This is a genomic window from Methylobacterium sp. A54F (assembly GCF_053346035.1).
Genome location: NZ_JBKFBF010000006.1, coordinates 315,209 through 329,912 on the forward strand (window position 1 = coordinate 315,209; position 14,704 = coordinate 329,912).

Annotated in this window: 10 protein-coding genes and 1 pseudogene; 6 read left to right on the plus strand and 5 right to left on the minus strand. The window is 71.5% G+C overall.

What is annotated here, in order from left to right:
* Positions 1-192 precede the first annotated feature (192 nt).
* Genes ACLBXP_RS12710 through ACLBXP_RS12720 form a run of 3 tightly spaced genes read left to right on the plus strand, consistent with a single transcriptional unit; the run spans position 193 to position 4,875 of the window.
* Complete coding sequence (locus ACLBXP_RS12710) at positions 193-3,753, plus strand: CheR family methyltransferase (protein ID WP_447668021.1); 3,561 nt, start codon at positions 193-195, stop codon at positions 3,751-3,753.
* On the plus strand, positions 3,746-4,135 hold the full coding sequence (locus ACLBXP_RS12715) for a response regulator (protein WP_447668022.1): 390 nt from the start codon (positions 3,746-3,748) through the stop codon (positions 4,133-4,135). Before ACLBXP_RS12710 ends, ACLBXP_RS12715 begins: the two co-directional genes overlap by 8 nt.
* Positions 4,132-4,875 (plus strand): Crp/Fnr family transcriptional regulator, encoded by a 744-nt coding sequence (locus tag ACLBXP_RS12720; protein ID WP_447668023.1) that lies wholly within the window; start codon positions 4,132-4,134, stop codon positions 4,873-4,875. Before ACLBXP_RS12715 ends, ACLBXP_RS12720 begins: the two co-directional genes overlap by 4 nt.
* Before the next feature lie 28 nt (positions 4,876-4,903).
* Here ACLBXP_RS12720 and ACLBXP_RS12725 read toward each other — a convergent pair whose 3' ends face one another.
* A complete protein-coding gene (locus ACLBXP_RS12725; protein ID WP_447668024.1) occupies positions 4,904-5,299 on the minus strand; it encodes a VOC family protein in 396 nt (131 codons plus the stop codon).
* Between the two features lie 127 nt (positions 5,300-5,426).
* On the opposite strand from ACLBXP_RS12725, the gene ACLBXP_RS12730 reads away from it, so the two are divergent.
* From ACLBXP_RS12730 to ACLBXP_RS12740, 3 genes are all read left to right on the plus strand, one after another.
* The gene (locus tag ACLBXP_RS12730) at positions 5,427-6,422 is read left to right on the plus strand and encodes a tyrosine recombinase XerC (protein ID WP_447668025.1); all 996 of its coding nucleotides are present in this window, start codon (positions 5,427-5,429) and stop codon (positions 6,420-6,422) included.
* Between the two features lie 192 nt (positions 6,423-6,614).
* The gene (locus ACLBXP_RS12735; RefSeq protein ID WP_447668026.1) at positions 6,615-7,403 is read left to right on the plus strand and encodes a response regulator; all 789 of its coding nucleotides are present in this window, start codon (positions 6,615-6,617) and stop codon (positions 7,401-7,403) included.
* A 72-nt stretch (positions 7,404-7,475) separates the two neighbouring features.
* Entirely contained in the window at positions 7,476-8,231 is a 756-nt protein-coding gene (locus ACLBXP_RS12740) for an SDR family oxidoreductase (RefSeq protein WP_447668027.1), read from the plus strand.
* Between the two features lie 13 nt (positions 8,232-8,244).
* Here ACLBXP_RS12740 and lpdA read toward each other — a convergent pair whose 3' ends face one another.
* The 4 genes and pseudogenes from lpdA to ACLBXP_RS12760 form a co-directional block, all read right to left on the minus strand.
* The gene (lpdA, locus tag ACLBXP_RS12745; RefSeq protein WP_447668028.1) at positions 8,245-9,648 is read right to left on the minus strand and encodes a dihydrolipoyl dehydrogenase; all 1,404 of its coding nucleotides are present in this window, start codon (positions 9,646-9,648) and stop codon (positions 8,245-8,247) included.
* A 108-nt stretch (positions 9,649-9,756) separates the two neighbouring features.
* On the minus strand, positions 9,757-11,070 hold the full coding sequence (gene odhB / locus ACLBXP_RS12750) for a 2-oxoglutarate dehydrogenase complex dihydrolipoyllysine-residue succinyltransferase (RefSeq protein WP_447668029.1): 1,314 nt from the start codon (positions 11,068-11,070) through the stop codon (positions 9,757-9,759).
* An 89-nt stretch (positions 11,071-11,159) separates the two neighbouring features.
* The gene (locus ACLBXP_RS12755; RefSeq protein ID WP_447668030.1) at positions 11,160-14,144 is read right to left on the minus strand and encodes a 2-oxoglutarate dehydrogenase E1 component; all 2,985 of its coding nucleotides are present in this window, start codon (positions 14,142-14,144) and stop codon (positions 11,160-11,162) included.
* Between the two features lie 180 nt (positions 14,145-14,324).
* Positions 14,325-14,704, minus strand: a pseudogene (locus tag ACLBXP_RS12760) (succinate--CoA ligase subunit alpha); the annotation flags it as partial.

The following is a 14,704-nucleotide window of genomic DNA, read 5'->3' on the forward strand; positions in this document are numbered from 1 at the left end:
GGCGTGCACGCAAGGGATTTCAAGTCGCATGCGCATGCGAAACACGACCTGAGCGCGCGTCGAGCCGCTCCCCCTCCCTGGCGCGCGGCGGCGAACGGAGATATTTCGATAGGCGTCCTGAGTGGCCCGCAGCGCACCTGAGGGATCAGCGCGGTTCAGGTCGGTCGACGCGGGACGCGAGCGGGGGCGCGCGTGGCCGAAGTCATCTCCGAGGCGCAGATCGACAAGGCGGACCGGGCCGGCGACGGACCGCTGATCGTCGGGATCGGCGCCGCCGTCGAGGCGATCGGCGCGGCGCGGCAGTTCCTGGCCCATCTCGTCGACGGGGTGAACCTCGCCTTCATCCTGGTCATGCGTCACCGGGACGCCGTCCAGACGGACCTGCTGCTGTCCGACCTGCGCACGGGACCGGCCCTCCGGACGGCACCGATCGTCGACGGCGCCCTCGTGGAACCGGGCCGCATCTACCTCGCCGATTCGGGCAACCTGCTCGGCCTCGATGGGGGCCGCTTCCGGGTGAGCCCCGCGGCTCCGGACGGCGCGGGCGAGCGCGGCGTCGTCGACAGCTTCCTGGTCTCCCTGGCGCAGGATCGCGGGGCCGACGCCGTCGCGGTCATCCTCGACGGCACGGGCAGCGACGGCACCCTCGGGGTGACCGCCGTGAAGGAGCGCGGCGGCCTGACCCTGGCCCAGGCACGGCCGGACGGAACCGTGGCGGGGGCCGCCGCGGCGATCGTCGATTTCGTCATGGCCCCCGAGACGATGCCGGGCCACATCGCGACGTACGCGCGCCACCTCGCCAGTCTGCGGCCGACCGGCGGGGACGAGACCGCGATCGCCCAGCATCTCAAGCAGATCGCGGCCGTGCTGCGCGGCAAGACCGGGCACGATTTCCACGGCTACAAGCGCAACACCTTCCTGCGCCGGGTCCAGCGGCGGATGCAGGTCGTGCGCACGGCGACCATCGAGGGCTACCTCGAGCACCTGCGCGGCAGCGCCGACGAGGTGCAGGCGCTCTTCAACGACCTGCTGATCGGGGTGACACAGTTCTTCCGCGACGGCGCGGAGTTCGAGTTCCTCGCCCGCACCGTCGTGCCCGACCTGTTCGCCGGCAAGGGCGCGGGCGACCAGGTGCGCATCTGGGTCCTCGGCTGCGCCACCGGCGAGGAGGCCTACTCGATCGCGATCCTGCTGCGCGAGCACATGGCGACCCTCGACGCCGTGCCGAAGGTGCAGATCTTCGCCACCGACATCGACGGCCGCGCGCTCGCCGCCGCACGGGTCGGGCGCTACGCGGACAGCATCGCCGAGCACGTCAGCCCGGAGCGCCTGACGCGCTGGTTCGTGCGCGAGGGGAAGACCTATCGGGTCATCAAGGACCTGCGGGAGATGTGCATCTTCACGCAGCACAGCGTGATCCGCGACGCGCCCTTCTCGCGCCTCGACCTCGTCTCCTGCCGCAACCTGCTGATCTACCTGAACAACGAGCTGCAGAACAGGGTTGTCCCCCTGTTCCACTTCGCCCTGCGGCCGAGCGGGTACCTGTTCCTCGGCAATTCCGAGAACGTGACGCGCCACATCAAGATGTTCGAGCCGGCCGACCGCCGCTTCCGGATCTTCCAGCGGATCGGCGGCTCCGCGCGGGCCCTGCCGGGCTTTCCCCTCACGGCGGTCGGCGAACTCGGCGAGGCGACCGGCGCACCCCGGCCCCGCCGCGGTGCCGGCCGCCTCAGCCGGGAGGCCGAGCGGGTCGCCGAGCGCCACCTTCCGGCCTACCTCGTCATCGACGCGGCCTACGAGGTCCTCCACTTCGCCGGGCGCACGGGCCAGTACCTCGCGCCCTCGCCCGGCGCGGCCACCCTGAACCTGCTCAGCCTCGTCCACCGCGACCTGCGCCTCGACCTCCGGGCCGCCCTGCACCAGGCCGAGGCCGAGGGCCGGGCCGTGAAGACGGACCGCATCGTGATGGAGGCCGACGAGCGCCGGCGCCAGGTGATCCTGCTGGTCGAGCCGGTGCGGGACGAGGAGGGCCCGCAGACGTTCCTAGTCCTGTTCCAGGAGGTCGAGGGCGCCGACGACGCGGCGTCCGCCACCGCGTCCGCCTCGGGAGCGCGGGACCTCGCGCGGGACGAGCACGTCCAGAGCGTCGAGACCGAGCTGCGCCTGACCCGCGAGCGCCTTCAGGCGACCATCGAGGAGCTGGAGAGCACGAACGAGGAGCTGAAATCCTCGAACGAGGAATACCAGTCCGTCAACGAGGAGCTGCAGCTCGCCAACGAGGAGCTGGAGACCTCCAAGGAGGAGCTGCAATCGACCAACGAGGAGCTGCAGACCGTCAACAGCGAGCTCGCGTTCCGCGTGGGCGACCTCGACCGGGCGAACAGCGACCTCAAGAACCTCCTCGAGAGCACGCAGATCGCGACGATCTTCCTCGATCGGGAGATGCGGGTGATGAACTTCACGCCCGCCGTCGTGGAGATCTTCCACCTGATCGAGGGCGATCTCGGCCGGCCGCTCACCCACATCGCGCCGCGCGTGGCCTATCCGGACCTGCAGGCCGACATCCGCCGGGTGCTGCGCACCCTCGCGACGGTGGACCGGGAGGTCGAGGACCCGCGCACGCAGAGCCGATACCTCGCCCGGGTGCTGCCCTACCGCAACGTCGACAACGTCATCGCGGGCGTGGTGCTCACGTTCCTCGACATCAGCGCGACGACGCGGGCCGAGCAGGCGCTGCGGGACGCGCAGGAGCGCTTCCGCCACATGGAGCGGATGGTCCCGGCCTTCCTGTTCACCCTGCAACCGGACCTCAGCTGCGACTACGTCAACGCGCGCTTCTGCGAGTACACGGGCATGGCGGCGGGGCAGGCGCTGGGCCGGGGCTGGCTCGCGAGCCTGCATCCGGAGGAACGCGAGGCCTTCTGGCAGGCCTGGGAGAAGGCCCGCGAGACCGGCGAGCCCTTCCTGCGGGAGGGGCGCATCCGCGACGCCGCGGGGGCGTATCGCTGGTTCACCACCCGGGCGGAGGCGATGCGGGACGCGGACGGCCGCGTCCTGCGCTGGTTCGGCTCCGGCACCGACACCGACCAGCGCCGGCGGGCCGAGGACCGCCAGCGCCTGCTCCTCGCCGAGTTGCGGCACCGGGTGAAGAACATCCTGGCGGTGGTGCGGTCGGTGGCCGGGCGGACGGCCCAGAACACCGGGGAGCTCGCCGACTTCCTCGCCCATTTCGACGGGCGACTCGGGGCGCTCGCCCGGACCCAGAACATCCTGACGCGGACGGCCGACACCGGCATCGACCTCGCCGAGCTGATCGGCGACGAGGTGGTGAGCCACACCGGGCACGACAGCGGGCAGGTCCGGCTCTCGGGCCCGCGGATCCGCCTGCGCGCCCGCGCGGCCGAGACCCTGGGCCTCGCGCTGCACGAGCTGGCCACGAACGCGGTGAAGTACGGCGCGCTGGCGACCGGCGAGGGCCGCATCGCGATCAGCTGGCGGATCAGCCGCCGGCGCCTGCGCCTCGAATGGGTCGAGAGCGGCGTGCGCATCATCGATACGAGCCCCTCGCGGCACGGCTTCGGCCGCGAGCTGATCGAGCAGGGCCTTGCCTACGAACTCGGCGCGCAGGCGAGCCTGGCTTTCCGGCCGGGCGGCGTGCGCTGCCTGATCGAGATTCCGCCGCGGGCCGGGCGGCCCATGGAGCAGACCTTCGTCATCGAGGGTGCAGCCGCGGACGAGGGAGCCGATGCTTGAGGGAGCCCGCTTCGACGGCCGCCGCATCCTGATCGTGGAGGATCAGTACCTCCTCGCCGGCGACATCGCCCGCGCGCTCCGGCAAGCCGGCGCGCAGGTGGCCGGTCCGGCGCCGGACCTGATCCGCGGCCTCGCCCTCACCCGGGCCGAGCCGATCGACGCGGCCGTGCTCGACATCAACCTCGACGGCGAAGACGTCTATCCCCTCGCCGAGGAGCTCGTGCAGTCGGGGGTGCCGATCGTCTTCGCGACGGGCGTCGACGGCGCGATCCTGCCGGGCGCCTTCCGCGACACCGCGCGTCTCGACAAGCCGATCCGGATCCCGGATCTGATCCGCATCCTCGCACGGCTCCTCGAAGGCGGGAGGTCCTCGACACCATGAATGCGGCGCCCGACCCGTCCGGGTCCCTCGCCGAACCGCTCTTCCGGCGGCTCGCGGCACTGGCCGGCCTCTCGCGGAAGGACATGCCCGACCTGCGGCGCGCCGGCACGCGGACGCTCGCGCTGCCGGCCCGGGTCGAGATCGCCGAGGTCGCGGGGCGGGTCCAGCCGCGCCTCCTCGTCTCGGGATGGGCCGCCCGCCAGCGCGTGCTCGCGGACGGCCGCCGGCAGATCGTCGGCTTCGTGCTGCCGGGCGACCTCGTCGGGTTCGAGCTTCATCGGATCCACCTGCCCTACGCCGCCACGCAGGCCCTGACGCCGGCGACCCTGGCGGACGCGAGCGCCCTGCTCGATCTCTGCCGGGCACAGGATCATCGCGCGCCCCTCGCCCGGGCGATGCGCGTGCTGGCGGCGGGCGAGGAACTTTTCCTCGCCCATCACGTGACGCGCCTCGGCCGCCAGACCGCCTACGAGCGCACGAGCCACCTGCTCCTCGAGCTGCACGAGCGGCTGGTGCTCGCCGGCATCGAGACGGGGGACGGCTTCACCCTGCCGGTGACCCAGGAGGTGCTTGCCGACGCCCTCGGCATCAGCGTCGTCCACACCAACCGCACCCTGCAGCAGTTGCGGCGGGACGGGCTGATCCGGCTCGCCGGCACCACCCTGACTCTCGTCGAGCGGGCCGAGCTCGTCGCCATCGCGGACTACGTGTCCCTGCGGAGCCTGATCGACGGCGCCTGACGCCGCGCGCGACGCGGAGGAGCGAGGCTCAGCCGAAGCGGCCGCCGCGCTGGATCACTTCGATCTTGTAGCCGTCCGGGTCGGTGGCGAAGAAGAAGCGCGCGAGCGCCACGCCCTCGTGCGTGAGCGTCTTGACGTCCGTGGCGGGGAGCCCTTCGCGGCCGAAGCGGGCCTGCTCGGCCTCCACGTCGTCGACGACCACGGCGATGTGCCCGTACCCGTCGCCGAGCTGGTATGGCTCCGTCCGCTCCTTGTTGACGGTCAGCTCCAGCTCGAAGGGCGAGGCCGGATCGCGCAGGTAGATCAGCGTGAAGTCCGGAAAGTCGAAGCGGTCGGCGACCTCGAGCCCGAAGGCGCGGGCGTAGTACTGGCGCGAGCGCTGCTCATCGAGGACGCGGATCATCGCGTGGACGGGCTTGGACATGGGCTGGCGGACCTCCTCCGGTGGCCCCCGCTATCTGGGCGCGGCCCCGGCATTTGCCAGGCGCGCGGAAACGTCCCGTCAACCCGGCCGGGCTCTGATGGCGATCCCGACACCTTCGAGCGCTCCGATGCCAGCCCTCACAGAGATCCTGCCCCCCGGCGACGCGGACCTGCGCGCGGCGGTGGCGGCGTGGCAGGACGCGCTCCTGCGCGAGCGGCGCATGGCGACCAACACCGCCGAGGCCTACGACCGGGACCTGCGCCAGTTCCTCGTCCATCTCGAACGCCGGCAGGGGCCCGCCGGCATCGCGCGGGTCGTTGCCCTGAAGCCCAGGGACGTGCGCGCCTTCATGGCGGCGCGCAGGGCCGAGGGCGTCGGCGGCCGCTCGCTGATGCGGGGCCTCGCGGGCCTGCGCTCCTTCGCGCGCTACCTGGAACGGGAGGGGCACGGCACCGTCGCGGCCCTCGGGGCGATCCGGTCGCCGAAGGTCGAGCGCCGCCTGCCGCGCCCCCTGCCGGTGATCGCCGCCCGCGCGCTGACGAGCCCGGAGTTCCGCGCCGGCGAGGCGCGGGAACCCTGGATCCTCGCCCGCGACGCGGCCGTCCTCGCGCTCCTCTACGGCGCGGGCCTTCGCATCTCGGAGGCGCTCTCGCTGGCACGTCGGGACGCGCCCGTGCCGGGCATCGACGCCGTGACCGTGCTGGGCAAGGGCGGCAAGCAGCGGATGGTGCCCGTCCTGCCCGTGGTGGCCGAGAGCATCGCGGCGTATCTCGCGGCCTGCCCCCACGACCTGGCCGCGGAGGGCCCCCTCTTCGTCGGCGCCAAGGGCGGGCCGCTCTCGCCGCGCGTGATCCAGTACGCCGTGGCGGCGGCCCGCGGCGCGCTCGGGCTCGACGGGGGCGCGACCCCCCACGCCCTGCGCCACTCCTTCGCGACGCACCTCCTCGCCCGACAGGGCGAGCTGCGGGCGATCCAGGAACTGCTCGGCCATGCCTCGCTCTCCACCACGCAGCTCTACACCAAGGTCGACGCGGCGCGGCTGATGAGCGCGTTCGAGGCCGCCCATCCCCGTGCGGGCCGGAGCCGCCCGGACGACCTGTCCGCCCGCGGGGCAGATCGTTGACGGCAAGACAACTAGAAGGCGAATAAGTCAATAATGATCAAGTTAATGCATCGCTCACATCTGGTAGTTTAATCTCCTCTGACATTGCACTGATCGGTTGGATTTTGAATGCCGGAGCACAGCGTTACTCTCCGCCCGGCGGCACCGCAGACTGGCAGTGTGCTGATTGCCGACCAAGATGAGGACCGGCGCGTGGCCCTCGCTGGGGTCGTCCGCCGCTTCGATGCGCAGGCGACCATCATCGAGACCGCGTCCGGCCAGGACCTCGTCGAGGCGATCCTGTCGCGGCCCGTCTCGCTCGCGCTGGTCGGCCTGCAGCTCGAAGGCTTCAGCGGACCCGAGGCCATCGCCATCGCCCGCAAGCGCGGCGCGGCCCCGGCCTGCCTCGTGCTCGTCGCCGCCCGCGTGATCCCGCAATGGCAGGAGCTGGCGCAGAGCCTCGGCGCCTACGAGGTGCTCAAGACGCCCCTCGACCCGGAGCATATCGGCAACCTGCTCGTCGCCAACGCACGCCGGATCAAGCCGACCCGGGTCCTGCTCGCCTCCTCCTCGGAGGCCGGCCGGGGCATGGTGGCGCGGGTCCTGACGCGGAGCGGCTTCAACCTGACCGTCGAGGAGACCGACAGCGGCCGCCACGCCCTCAAGGTCCTGAAGGCCGGCGCCCACGAACTCGCCTTCCTGGACTCGAACCTCGCGGGCCTCGACGGGCTTGAACTCGCCTGCCAGCTCCAGCCCCTGAAGCTGCCGACCTCCCTCACCCTGATGACCGCGGGCGACCCGGAGCCGATCGCCCAGGCGGGGCGCTACTTCGGCGTGGACTTCGTGCTGCGGATGCCCTTCTACGCCCGGGACATCGACCTCGCGCTGCACCACGCGCTCGGCCTGCGCCGGCCCTATCTCCTCAACGCCGTCACGGCGCCCCCCGCACCGACCGCGCTCCTGCGCATCGCCGACTTCGCCCCGAACCGGCGCTCCGCCTGACGGGGTGCGCCCGCGCGTGCCGGGCACTAGGCTGACGGTGCCCGCACGGTTCGGGCCCGGGAGTGCCTGAACATGCGCGAAGCGACGGGTGAGGTCGCGGTCGTCACCGGGGGCGGGCGGGGCATCGGCCGCGCCGTCTCGCTGCTGGCGGCGCGCCGCGGCTACCGGGTCTGCCTCAGCTACGTCTCCGACCGGGCCGCCGCCGAGGAGGTCGTCGCCGCGATCGCGTCCGCGGGCGGCAGGGCGGCGGCGGTCCGCTGCGACGTGGCGGCCGAGGCCGACGTCGTCGCCCTGTTCGGGGAGGCCGACCGCCTCGGGCCGGTGACCGCCCTCGTCAACAACGCGGGCGTGGTCGACGTGGCGGCCCGGGTCGACGCGATGGATGCGGCGCGCCTCCAGCGCATGATGGCGACGAACGTCGTCGGCAGCTTCCTGTGCGCCCGCGAGGCGGTGCGGCGCATGTCGACCCGGCACGGCGGCCGGGGCGGCGCGATCGTCAACCTGTCCTCGATCGCGGCACGGCTCGGGAGCGCCGGACAGTACGTGGACTACGCGGCCTCGAAGGGTGCCATCGACGCCTTCACCCGCGGCCTCGCCCGGGAGGTCGCCGAGGAGGGCATCCGCGTCAACGCGGTCGCGCCGGGCCTCATCGACACCGAGATCCACGCGAGCGGCGGCCAGCCCGGCCGGGCCTGGCACCTCGCGCCGGGCGTGCCCATGCGGCGCCCCGGCACCGCCGAGGAGATCGCCGCCCCGATCGTCTGGCTGCTCTCCGCCGAGGCGGCCTACACGACCGGAGCGATCCTCGAGGTCGGCGGCGGCCGATGAGGGCCGAGCGCCCTCAGATGTGGATCGCGCGCTTGCCCACCGCGAGGGCCGCTTCCTTGACGGCCTCGGTGAGCGTCGGATGCGCGTGGCAGGTGCGGGCGATGTCCTCGGCGCTCGCGCCGAACTCCATGGCCACCGCTACCTCCGCGATGAGGTTGCCCGCGTCCGCGCCGACGATGTGGACGCCGAGCACCCGGTCGCTGCCCGCGTCCGCCAGCACCTTCACGAAGCCCTCGGTGGTGCCGTTGGCCTTGGCGCGGCCGTTGGCCGTGAAGGGGAACTTGCCGGCGTTGTAGGCAATGCCCTCCTTCTTCAATTCCTCCTCGGTCCGCCCCACCGAGGCCACCTCCGGGAAGGTGTAGACGACGTTCGGGATCACCCCGTAATTCACGTGGCCCGACTGGCCCGCGAGGATCTCGGCGACCGCGACGCCCTCGTCCTCCGCCTTGTGGGCGAGCATGGGCCCCGCGATCACGTCGCCGATGGCGTAGATGCCGGTGACGTTGGTGGCATAGTGGCTGTCCGTCTGGATGCGGCCCTTATTGTCGAGGCCGACGCCCACCGTCTCGAGCCCGAGGCCCTCGGTGTAGGGCACGCGCCCGACGGCCACGAGGACCACGTCGGCCTGCAGCGTCTCCGCCGTGCCGCCCTCGGCGGGCTCCACCGTGACGGTGGCGCCGCCCTTCTTGCCCACCTCGACGCCGGTGACCTTGGAGGAGAGCTTTAAGGCGATGCCCTGCTTGGACAGGATCCGCTGGAACTGCTTGCCGACCTCCCCGTCCATGCCCGGCAGGACGCGGTCGAGGAACTCGACCACCGTCACCTCGGCGCCGAGGCGCCGCCAGACGGAGCCGAGCTCCAGCCCGATCACGCCCGCCCCGATCACCAGGAGCCGCTTCGGCACCCGGTCGAGTTCGAGGGCGCCGGTGGAGGAGACCACCACCCGCTCGTCGATCGTGATGCCGGGCAGCCGGGTGACGTCCGAGCCGGTGGCGATGACGATGTTGCGCGTCTCCAGCATCTGGTTGCCGCCGTCCTCGGCGACCACCTCGACCCGGCCGGCCCCCGCGATGCGGCCCGTGCCCCGGAAGGTGTCGACCTTGTTCTTCTTGAGCAGGAACTCGACGCCCTTGGTGTTGCCGGCGACGCCCTCGTCCTTGAAGCCCATCATCTTCTTGAGGTCGAGCTTCGGCGTGCCGACCTCGATGCCGAGCTCGGCGAAGTGGTGGTTCGCCGCCTCGAAGGCCTCGGAGGCGTGGAGCAGCGCCTTGGAGGGGATGCAGCCGACGTTGAGGCAGGTGCCGCCGTGGGTCGCCCGCTTCTCCACCACCGCCGTCTTCAGGCCGAGCTGTGCCGCCCGGATGGCGCAGACGTAGCCCCCGGGGCCGGTGCCAATGACGACGAGATCGTAGGACATGCTGATTCCGATGCGCGGGCGAGGCGCGGACGCGGGTCCGCTCTCAGGAAGATGGGCACGCGGAAGCCGCCGGACCTCGCAGGGGCCGGCGCATCCGCCATGCCGGGCTTACAGGTCCAGCACGAGCCGCGCCGGGTCCTCCAGGGCCTCCTTGACCCGGACGAGGAAGGTCACGGCCTCCTTCCCGTCGACGATCCGGTGATCGTAGGAGAGCGCGAGGTACATCATCGGGCGCGCCTCGATCTTGCCGGCGCGGACCACCGGGCGCTCCTCGATGCGGTGCATGCCGAGGATGCCGGATTGCGGCGCGTTGAGGATCGGGGTCGACATCAGCGAGCCGTAGATGCCGCCGTTGGTGATCGTGAAGGTGCCGCCCTGCATCTCGTCGATGGAGAGCTTGCCGTCGCGGGCCTTCTTGCCGAAGCCGGCGATCTTCTTCTCGATGCCGGCGATCGAGAGGTCGTCGGCGTCGCGCACCACGGGGACCACGAGGCCCTTGTCGGTGCCGACCGCGATACCGATGTGGTAGTAGTTCTTGTAGACGAGATCCTGCCCGTCGATCTCGGCGTTGACCGCCGGCACGTCCTTGAGCGCCCCGATCACCGCCTTGGTGAAGAAGCCCATGAAGCCGAGCTTCGTGCCGTGCTTCTTCTCGAAGATGTCCTTGTACTGGGCGCGCATCGCCATCACGGCGGACATGTCGACGTCGTTGAACGTCGTCAGCATCGCGGCCGTGTCCTGCGCGTCCTTGAGGCGGCGCGCGATGGTCTGGCGCAGCTTCGTCATGCGCACGCGCTCCTCGCGCGCGGCATCGTCCGGCGCGGAGGGCGCGCGGGGCAGGCTCGGGCGGGCCTCGCGGGCCGGCGCCTTCTCGGGAGCCTTGCCGTCCGGCCCCTTGGCGATCGCCGCCAGCATGTCTCCCTTCGTGACGCGGCCGTCCTTGCCGCTGCCGTTCACGCCGGCCGGATCGACGCCGGATTCGCGGGCGAGCTTGCCGACCGCCGGCCCGTGATCGCCGGCCTCGCGGGCGTCCGCCTCAGCCGCCGGCGGGGCCGCGTCGCCGTGGTTGCCGTAGGCCGCCGCCGAGTCCTTCGGGGGCGCCGCCTCGGCCTTGGCGGCCGACCCGCTGCGGCTCTCGGGCTTCTGGGCCTGCTTCGGCGCCGCCTTCGCGCCCCCGCCCGCGCCCGCCTCGACGATCGAGCCGAGCAGCGCGCCGGGCTCCACCGTCTCGCCGTCCTTGACCAGGATCTCGCCGAGCTCACCGGCGGCCGGGGCATTCACCTCCAGCGTGACCTTGTCGGTCTCGAGCTCCACCAGGGGCTCGTCGGCCTGCACCGCGTCGCCCGGCTTCTTGAACCAGCGGCCGATGGTGGCCTCGCTCACGGATTCGCCGAGCGTCGGGACGAGGATGTCGGTTGCCATGGGTCTTCATGCCGGTTCTGTTGGGGCCGTTGGCGGCCCGGGATCGGGGGCGGCGCGCCGGGGCGCCGCGCTGGCGTCGCCGGGGTCCCTCAGACCGCCAGCGCCTCGTTGAGGAAGGCCTGGAGCTGGGCCTGGTGCTTCGACATCTGGCCGACCGCCGTGGAGGCGGAGGCCGGACGGCCGACGTAGCGCACGCGCTTCACCGCGGCGCCGGCCTGGCCGAGGACCCATTCGAGGTAGGGCTCCACGAAGGCCCAGGAGCCCATGTTCTTGGGCTCTTCCTGGCACCAGACCACCTCCGCGTTGCGGAAGCGGCTCATCTCGGTGGCGAGCGCCTTCAGGGGGAACGGGTAGAGCTGCTCGACGCGCATCAGGTAGACGTCGTTGACGCCGCGCTTCTCGCGCTCCTCGTAGAGGTCGTAGTAGACCTTGCCGGAGCACAGCACGACGCGGCGGACCTTGTCGTCCTTGACGAGCTTGATGCCGTCATCCTCGTGCTCCGCGTCGTCCCACAGGATGCGGTGGAAGGTCGAGCCCTCGGCCAGCGACTCCAGCGTCGAGACCGCCCGCTTGTGGCGCAGCAGCGACTTCGGCGTCATCAGGATCAGGGGCTTGCGGAAGTCGCGGTTGAGCTGCCGGCGCAGGATGTGGAAGTAGTTCGCCGGCGTCGAGCAGTTCGCGACCTGCATGTTGTCCTCGGCGCACATCTGGAGATAGCGCTCCAGGCGAGCGGAGGAGTGCTCGGGGCCCTGACCCTCGTAGCCGTGGGGCAGCAGCATCACGAGGCCGGACATGCGCAGCCACTTGCGCTCGCCCGACGAGATGAACTGGTCGACCACCACCTGCGCGCCGTTGGCGAAGTCGCCGAACTGCGCCTCCCAGAGCACCAGGGCGTTCGGCTCGGCCAGCGAGTAGCCGTACTCGAAGCCGAGCACCGCCTCCTCCGACAGCATCGAGTTGATGACCTCGAGGGGCGCCTGCCCCTCGCGCACGGCGTTGAGCGGCGTGAAGCGCTGCTCGTTCTCCTGGTCGATCACCACGGCGTGGCGCTGCGAGAAGGTGCCGCGCTCGACGTCCTGGCCCGAGAGCCGGACGCGGTGCCCGTCGAGCATCAGCGAGCCGAAGGCCAGGGCCTCGGCGGTCGCCCAGTCGATGCCGATGCCGGTCTCCACCGCCTTGGCGCGGTTGTCGAGGAAGCGCTGGATCGTGCGGTGCAGGTGGAAGCCGGGGGGCGCCTGGGTGATCTTCTGGCCGATCTCCCGCAGCGTCGCGGCCGGCACGCCGGTCTGGCCGCGGCGGGGATCGTCCACGTCCTCGCGCACCGCCTTGAAGCCGGACCAGCGGCCGTCGAGCCAGTCCGCCTTGTTCGCCTTGTAGTTGCCGGCGACGTCCAGCTCGCTGTCCAGCACCGCCCGGAACTCGGCCTTGCGGGCGTCCAGCGCCTCCTGGGTGACGGCGCCCGCCTCGACGAGCTTGCGTCCGTAGTTCTCCAGCACGGTCGGGTGCTTGCGGATGCGCTGGTACATCTTCGGCTGGGTGAAGGCCGGCTCGTCGCCCTCGTTGTGGCCGAAGCGGCGGTAGCAGAGCATGTCGACCACCACCGGCTTGCCGAACTTCTGCCGGTACTCGGTGGCGACCTTGGCCGCGAAGGTGACGGCCTCGGGGTCGTCGCCGTTGCAGTGGAAGATCGGCGCCTCGACCATCTTCGCCACGTCCGACGGGTAGGGCGAGGAGCGGGAGAAGCGCGGGTCGGTCGTGAAGCCGATCTGGTTGTTGATGATGAAGTGGATCGAGCCGCCGGTGCGGTGGCCCTTCAGGCCTGACAGGCCGAAGCACTCCGCCACCACGCCCTGGCCCGCGAAGGCGGCGTCGCCGTGGATGAGCAGCGGCAGCACGCGCTTGCGCTCGACGTTCGGGTGCGCCTTCTGGTCCTGCTTCGCGCGCACCTTCCCGAGCACCACGGGATCGACGATCTCCAGGTGCGAGGGGTTGGCGGTCAGCGAGAGGTGGACGTTGTTGCCGTCGAAGTTGCGGTCGGAGGAAGCGCCGAGATGGTACTTCACGTCGCCCGAGCCCTCGACCTCGGCCGGCGAGGACGAGCCGCCCTTGAACTCGTTGAACACGGCCCGGAAGGGCTTGGCCATCACGTTGGTGAGCACGTTCAGCCGGCCGCGATGGGCCATGCCGAGCACGATCTCCTCGACGCCGAGGGCGCCGCCGCGCTTGATGATCTGCTCCAGCGCCGGGACCATCGACTCCGAGCCGTCGAGGCCGAAGCGCTTGGTGCCCGTGTACTTGAGGTCGAGGAACTTCTCGAAACCCTCCGCCTCGATGAGCTTGTTGAGGATCGCCCGGCGGCCCTCGGGGGTGAAGGAGATCTCCTTGTCCTTGCCCTCGATGCGCTCCTGGATCCACGCCTTCTCGGCGGGGTCGGAGATGTGCATGAACTCGACGCCGAGGGTCTGGCAGTAGGTCCGCTCCAGGATCTTCACGATCTCCCGGATGGTCGAGAACTCGAGGCCGAGCACGTTGTCGAGGAAGATCGGGCGGTCCCAGTCGCTCTCCTGGAAGCCGTAATGCTGCGGGTGCAGTTCCTCGTGGTCGCCGCGGGGCGCGAGGCCGAGGGGATCGAGCTTGGCGTGGAGGTGGCCGCGCATGCGGTAGGCGCGGATCAGCATGATCGCGCGGACCGAGTCCTTGGTGGCCTGCTCCACCGAGACGCCGGTGGCGGCGACGACGGCGGCGCCGTTGGCGGCCTTGTCCGTGCCGGCCTCCTTGGCGCGGATCTTGTCGCCGACCGCCTTCTCGAGGGCGCCCCAGTTGCCGTCGAGGGCGGAGACGATCTCGCCGTTGAGCGGCACCGGCCAGTTCGGCTTCTCCCAGGAGGCGCCGGCGGCGTTCTGCGCGACGACCTGGCTGTCCTCGCCGAGCGCCCGGAAGAAGGTCTGCCACTCGGGGTCGACCGAGGACGGATCCCGGGCGAAGGCCGCCTGGAGTTCCTCGATGTAGGCGGCGTTGCCGCCGTAGAGGAACGAGGTTTCGAGGAGCGCTTCGTTCACGTCCTGGCGTGCCATCGTCCGGTCATCCCACTCCTGGCGGCGAGGTCCCGGATCGCGCGTGCGCCCGCCCCGCCGGATTGCCCGCGCGCCCGGCGCGGGCCCCTCTGAAGGCGCCGGCCGACCGGCGCCGCGTCGTGTCATATGGGCCGGCGGCGCCTGCGACGGGCGCAGGTCAGCCGCGCGGCCTCGGTCGGCTCAGCCCTTGAGGACCTCGATGAGGGTCGATCCGAGGCGGGCGGGGGATGGGGAGACGCGGATGCCCGCCGCCTCCATCGCCGCGATCTTGTCCTCCGCCCCGCCCTTGCCGCCCGAGATGATCGCCCCCGCGTGACCCATCCGGCGACCCGGAGGCGCCGTGCGGCCCGCGATGAAGCCCACCATCGGCTTCCGGCGACCCCGCTTCGCCTCGTCCGCCAGGAATTGCGCAGCCTGCTCCTCCGCCGAGCCCCCGATCTCGCCGATCATCACGATCGCGTCCGTCTCCGGATCGCCCAGAAACAGCTCCAGCACGTCGATGAACTCCGTGCCCTTCACGGGGTCGCCCCCAATCCCCACCGCCGTCGTCTGGCCGAGGC

What these genes read in the sequence shown, in the direction of transcription:
- ACLBXP_RS12725 (WP_447668024.1), bottom strand. Translation starts at nt 5,299, where the DNA reads ATGTCCAAGCCCGTCCACGCGATGATCCGCGTCCTCGATGAGCAGCGC.
- odhB (WP_447668029.1), bottom strand. Translation starts at nt 11,070, where the DNA reads ATGGCAACCGACATCCTCGTCCCGACGCTCGGCGAATCCGTGAGCGAG.
- ACLBXP_RS12730 (WP_447668025.1), top strand. Translation starts at nt 5,427, where the DNA reads ATGCCAGCCCTCACAGAGATCCTGCCCCCCGGCGACGCGGACCTGCGC.
- ACLBXP_RS12720 (WP_447668023.1), top strand. Translation starts at nt 4,132, where the DNA reads ATGAATGCGGCGCCCGACCCGTCCGGGTCCCTCGCCGAACCGCTCTTC.
- ACLBXP_RS12755 (WP_447668030.1), bottom strand. Translation starts at nt 14,144, where the DNA reads ATGGCACGCCAGGACGTGAACGAAGCGCTCCTCGAAACCTCGTTCCTC.
- ACLBXP_RS12715 (WP_447668022.1), top strand. Translation starts at nt 3,746, where the DNA reads ATGCTTGAGGGAGCCCGCTTCGACGGCCGCCGCATCCTGATCGTGGAG.
- lpdA (WP_447668028.1), bottom strand. Translation starts at nt 9,648, where the DNA reads ATGTCCTACGATCTCGTCGTCATTGGCACCGGCCCCGGGGGCTACGTC.
- ACLBXP_RS12740 (WP_447668027.1), top strand. Translation starts at nt 7,476, where the DNA reads ATGCGCGAAGCGACGGGTGAGGTCGCGGTCGTCACCGGGGGCGGGCGG.